The organism is Synechococcus sp. R5-12 (assembly GCF_047502655.1).
In the GTDB taxonomy this organism is placed as follows: Bacteria; Cyanobacteriota; Cyanobacteriia; order Thermostichales; family Thermostichaceae; genus Thermostichus.
Map to the genome: position 1 here is coordinate 1 of NZ_JANSIM010000218.1, position 4,793 is coordinate 4,793.

Sequence of the window (4,793 nt, forward strand, 5' to 3'; positions counted from 1 at the left end):
AGCCCGCACTCTCTCGCTTTAGCGGCGCGGAGCGCTTTGCATCAACATGAGTGCGGGAGTATGTCACTTAAAATGACTACACCAGTCTTGTTCAGCACCAATCTATTGGGTTAGCGCAACACCAGGGCTAGAGCAGTCCCTTGGGATCCCGTCTCGACCAACCGCAAGTCCCCCCCGTGGGCCTGCAGGATGCGCCTGGCGATATATAGCCCCAGACCTCCTGAGCCGGTTGGGTAGTGGTGGCCGGCAATGTGAATGGGCTGGGTCACGTAGGGTTGGGCCAACTCTTCTAGGGGAGCCGGCAAGCCGGGGCCATCATCCTGCACCTGGATCTGGTGGGGGCTGACGATTAACACCACCGCATGGCGTGCGTAGCGCAAGGCGTTGTCCACCAGATTCACCAGCGCCCGCTCCAGCTCTGCCTCATCGGCGTTGCCCCACCCTTCTCCTTCGACTCGCAGATCGATCCCCCGCTCCTGGGCCAGGGATCCCATGCGCTCGGCCACCTTTCTGGCCAGGGATCCCAGATCACAAGGCCGAGGATGCAACTCGATCTCTCCCCGCTCCAGGCGGTGAGCCTCCACCATTTTCTGCACCAGAGAGAGATTGTGTTGATTTTCCTGCAGGATGCGATCCAGCAGAGCGCGACGTTGCTCCGGCTCGAGCTGTTGATCCTGTTTAAAGGCGCTCAGCAGGTGCCCAAAGGCGATGAGGGGGGTTTTGAGGTCGTGAACGAGGGTAGCGGTAAAGGCTTCTCGCCGCATTTGATCGATCTGGATCTGGCGCAGCAACTGGGCAAAAGCCTGCCGCAAGATCAGGGCTTCCTGGGGATCCCCGGGGCGGAGCAGCAGATTCCAACGGGCGGGCTGGTTAATCAAGGTTTCCAAATGAGCCAACTCGCGGGCCAGCAGGGTGAGGGGGCGCAAAATCATGGAGGACAGAGCATAGCCCACCACCGCCGACAGCACCGCCAGCAACGGGATCCACAGCAGCAGCAGGAGGATCCCTTCAGTGCTGAACTGCGTGTCGGGCCAGATCCACTGCACCGACAGGATGAAAACCAAGTTGGGGACGAACGAAAGGCTGGCAATGACCAATGCCACCTGGGTGCGCAAGCTGTGGGGAAAGCGGCGGCGCCAAAACTCAAGTAGGCGGAGTAGTTGCTGTTTCAAACTCGGTGTGCTCGCTTTGACAAGACCTGCTTGAATAGTGAACCAACCGTAGGCAAAGAATAAACATCCCCTCACGGTCAAGGCTGAAGAGTTCTTTCCTAGGTCTTAGAATGACCGTTATGTCTTGAGCCACTTCATCCCCATGAATAAAGAAGGATGCCGTAACCCCCGCTTTTAGGATACCCAGCTACCCCATTCTTTAGAGAAGCCGCGCCGTATTCCGGTTGGCAAAGCTGTGGACATCACGGCAAAGAAAGACAGCTTGATCCCCAGGCGTAACCAACGTTGAGCAATCATAGTCGTTTCAGGTTAGGGTGAGGCGCCTGGGCCATTGAGAAAAGCCTTTGGCCGCATGCATTATTGCTCGGCAACGCTGACGCGACGACGCGACCAACGTTTTGGGTGTAGTGTCCCAGTTTGGGTCAAAGGACTACAAGTTCAACAGATCAAGATCGAGGGGCAGAGCGGAGCTCTCAAGCTCCTGAGGCATGAAAAAACCTCTGGGAGTCTGTCCGTGTTTCGACCCCAGAGGCTTCTTCTCTTCACTCCTCACCATTATTGAGCGTAGCCGCCCTTTGAAAGGCTGTCAAGCACTTTCCCATTGGGGTTGGCGTGTGGGAAATTGGGCCAGGGTGGCGCTGCCGTATAGGATCATCTGCTGGGGCTGCAAGTTCACCCGGTCTACCCGCAGCTCAGTGCCTCGCAAGGCGAGCCGATCCAAATCCAGAAGCTCATTCAGGCAGCGTACCAAAGCTTGGCTCAAGGCTAGCTCCTCTTCTGTACCGCTTTCAAACACCGGATCTGTAAAGCGGATGCGACGCCGCTCCAGCACCTCAACTTGGGCGGAAAAACCGACGCGGAAAGCCCTGGCTTCTCCCTGCTGTACGTTTGCCTGGAATTGCAGTCGTCGCGCCGGGGTGATGCTGATATGGACGTGATGGAAGGATAGGGGGCTGCCATCCTGTCCCACCAGGGCCAGCCTGTTCAGCACAAAAGGTGTGTTAAACGATTGCGCCAGATCGTCTTCGCTCAGCACCACGCGCATTGTGGCCTGTACTGGCTGGCGCAGCTTGATCTTCCCCTGCCAAATTTGGCTGAAATCGATGGCCACCGCATTGCAGAATAGCTCCAGAGCCGAAAGCCTCAGGCCGTTGTACATCTGCAGATGCTGGCCCAACAGTTCAAAGCTGTCGATACGACCCTGCAACAATTTGGCAACAGGCTCCACTCGCACGCGCGCCTCCAGCCGCTCTGCATGCTTAAAGAGGGCACGAATGGCTGCGCCTACCCCTCGGCTAACCCAATCGACAGCCATGGGATTCTGCAGGGAAAGTTGGGGCAGGAGTCCTGTAGCCATGGGAAAAGGTAAAGAGCGCCTACAGGGATCATAACCAACCATTAAGAAAAGTTACAACCTCCGCCGACGGAGAGGCTGTTCTCTCAGGGGTAGGTGCGTCCCTCCTGCATAGCCGAGCGGGCCACGGCTGCGATCCCCTGGTCGGTGGCACGGGGCAGATGAAAGTACCGTCCGCCCGCCAATTCCGCCAGCTCGGCGCTGAAGCCGGTGGTTACAAAGCGGCTTTGGGAATCGATCAAAAGCAGCTTCAACCCCAGGGCGCGGATGCGCAGGGCGATCTCCCGCAGCTCTTGCTTCAGGTCGATGGGATCCGCTCCCAACTGGCTTTTGCTGTCGCTCCGTCCCAAGGAGCGGCTGAGGGGAATGTTGGCCCGGCCATCGGTGAGAGCCACCAGCATCACCTGACCTACATCGCCAGCGGTGCGGGCATTGACTCCCATGCGCACGGCTTGGGTGAGGGCATGGGCGAGAGGGGATCCCCCGCCACAGGGCAGGGATTCCAGACGGCGGCGGGCCAGCTCAATGGAGCGGGTGGGGGGGAGCAACACTTCGGCAGTTTCCCCACGAAAGGCGATGAGGGCCACCTTGTCACGGTTTTGGTAAGCCTCGGTGAGCAGGCGCAGGGCGGCACCTTTGGCCGCTTGCATGCGGTTGAGGGCCATGGAGCCGGAGGCGTCCACCACAAAGATCACCAGGGCTCCGGCCTTGCGAACCAGCTTTTTGGCGCGGATATCGCTCGGCTCCACAATCACGCTACGTCCCGGTTGCCGCTGGCGGCGGCTTTTCTGATAGGGGGCAGCAGCTCGCAAGGTGGCATCGACGGCAATGCGGGGGTTGGATCCCTGGGGCAGGATGGGCTTGACGTAGCGGCCTCGGTCGGCGCTGAACACCAGGCTGCGGGATCCCGTTTTCCCCTGTTGGTTGAGGGACTGGGCAAAGGCCAGCAGGCGCGGGTCGAGGGCAATGCGCTCCGGCTCGAAGAAAAACTCTTCCGGCAGACTCAGGTTTTCCGGTTGGGGATCCGTTTCCTCTCTATCTTCCCCATCCTTGTCGGGATCCGGCGGCGGGGGATCCGACTGTTGGGATGGTGGCGGGGGGGGAGGGGGGGGCTGGTCGGGGTCGTAACGGGCGCGGGGCAGCAGCACCAGTTGCACGGCCTGCTGCAGATCCTCGGCCAACAGGCGATCCCGTCCTTCCAGAGCTGCCAGGGCACAGGCGGCTCGCAGGGCAAATTGTTCTCCCCGGTGCCCTTGGACGTTGCCGCGGATGGCCTCTTGCACCAGGTAGTGGATCTGTTCCCGCTGCGGCTTGACCTGGGGCAGCCACTCCCGCGCCAGGAGGATGCGGGTGCGGATTTCCTCCAGTTCCGCCTGGTGCTCGGCCAGGAAGGGCTCGGGAGCATCGACAAATTGCGTTGCCCGTTGGACAATTTCCCCTCGCTCTTCTAGGCTCAGCTCCTGCCCCACCGGCACCACCAGTGCCAGGCGATCCAGCAGGTGGGGGCGCAGGGATCCCTCTTCGGGGTTGTAGGTGGCCACCAAGAGAGGCCGGCAGGGGTGTTGCAGACTCAGCCCCTCCCGTTCCAGGCGGTTGACCCCATCCCCCACCACCGTCAGCAACAAGTTGACGATGGCGTCGTCCAAGAGGTTGATGTCATCCACATAGAGCACGCCCCGGTGGGCAGCAGCCAAGAGCCCTGGCTGGAAGACCGTTTCCCCCTGCCTGATGGAGGCCTCCACATCGACGGATCCCAGCAGCCGATCTTCGGTGACGCCCAGGGGAACCTGGACAAAGGGGGGCGATATCACTTGGGTGGGCGGCACCTCTCCGGCTGGGTAGCGAGCCTTGGCCCAGTCGGACCAGGTATCCGGCTGCGCTGGATCGTCGTTGCAATAGGATCCCGCAATCACCTCGATGGGCGGTAGCAAGGCGTGGATCCCTCTGGCCAAAACCGACTTGGCGGTGCCGCGAGGCCCCACCAGCACCACACCCCTTAGGCTGGGATCCACTGCTGCCAGCAGCAGAGCCAGCTTGGCCGCCTGTTGCCCCACTACAGCGGTGAGGGGAAAGGTACAAGGAGCGGATAGAGTTGCGGATCCCATGGTTGGCGGGTAGGCTTGGCGAGCAACGGTTCAATCGAGCAGATTCGCAGCGGAGCGGGAGCTGTACACCCCAGTCTATCGCTTGAGTGCTCCGCACCGCCTTTGCAACTGAGATTTTCTGGGGAGCATGCCTCTAACCCCCAAAACCCTGAACTTTGCTGA

General features: G+C 60.5%; 3 protein-coding genes. All 3 read right to left on the reverse strand.

The genetic code is table 11. The features are described 5' to 3' along the window. Window positions 1-110 precede the first annotated feature (110 nt). Window positions 111-1,172 carry a sensor histidine kinase gene (locus NW843_RS11150; RefSeq protein WP_414413709.1) on the reverse strand — a complete coding sequence of 354 codons (1,062 nt, stop codon included), beginning with the start codon at window positions 1,170-1,172 and terminating at the stop codon, window positions 111-113. A gap of 586 nt (window positions 1,173-1,758) precedes the next feature. Then, complete coding sequence (locus NW843_RS11155) at window positions 1,759-2,487, reverse strand: DUF2993 domain-containing protein (protein ID WP_414416874.1); 729 nt, start codon at window positions 2,485-2,487, stop codon at window positions 1,759-1,761. A gap of 125 nt (window positions 2,488-2,612) precedes the next feature. Then, entirely contained in the window at window positions 2,613-4,631 is a 2,019-nt protein-coding gene (gene bchD, locus NW843_RS11160; protein ID WP_414522973.1) for a magnesium chelatase ATPase subunit D, read from the reverse strand. Window positions 4,632-4,793: the final 162 nt, after the last annotated feature.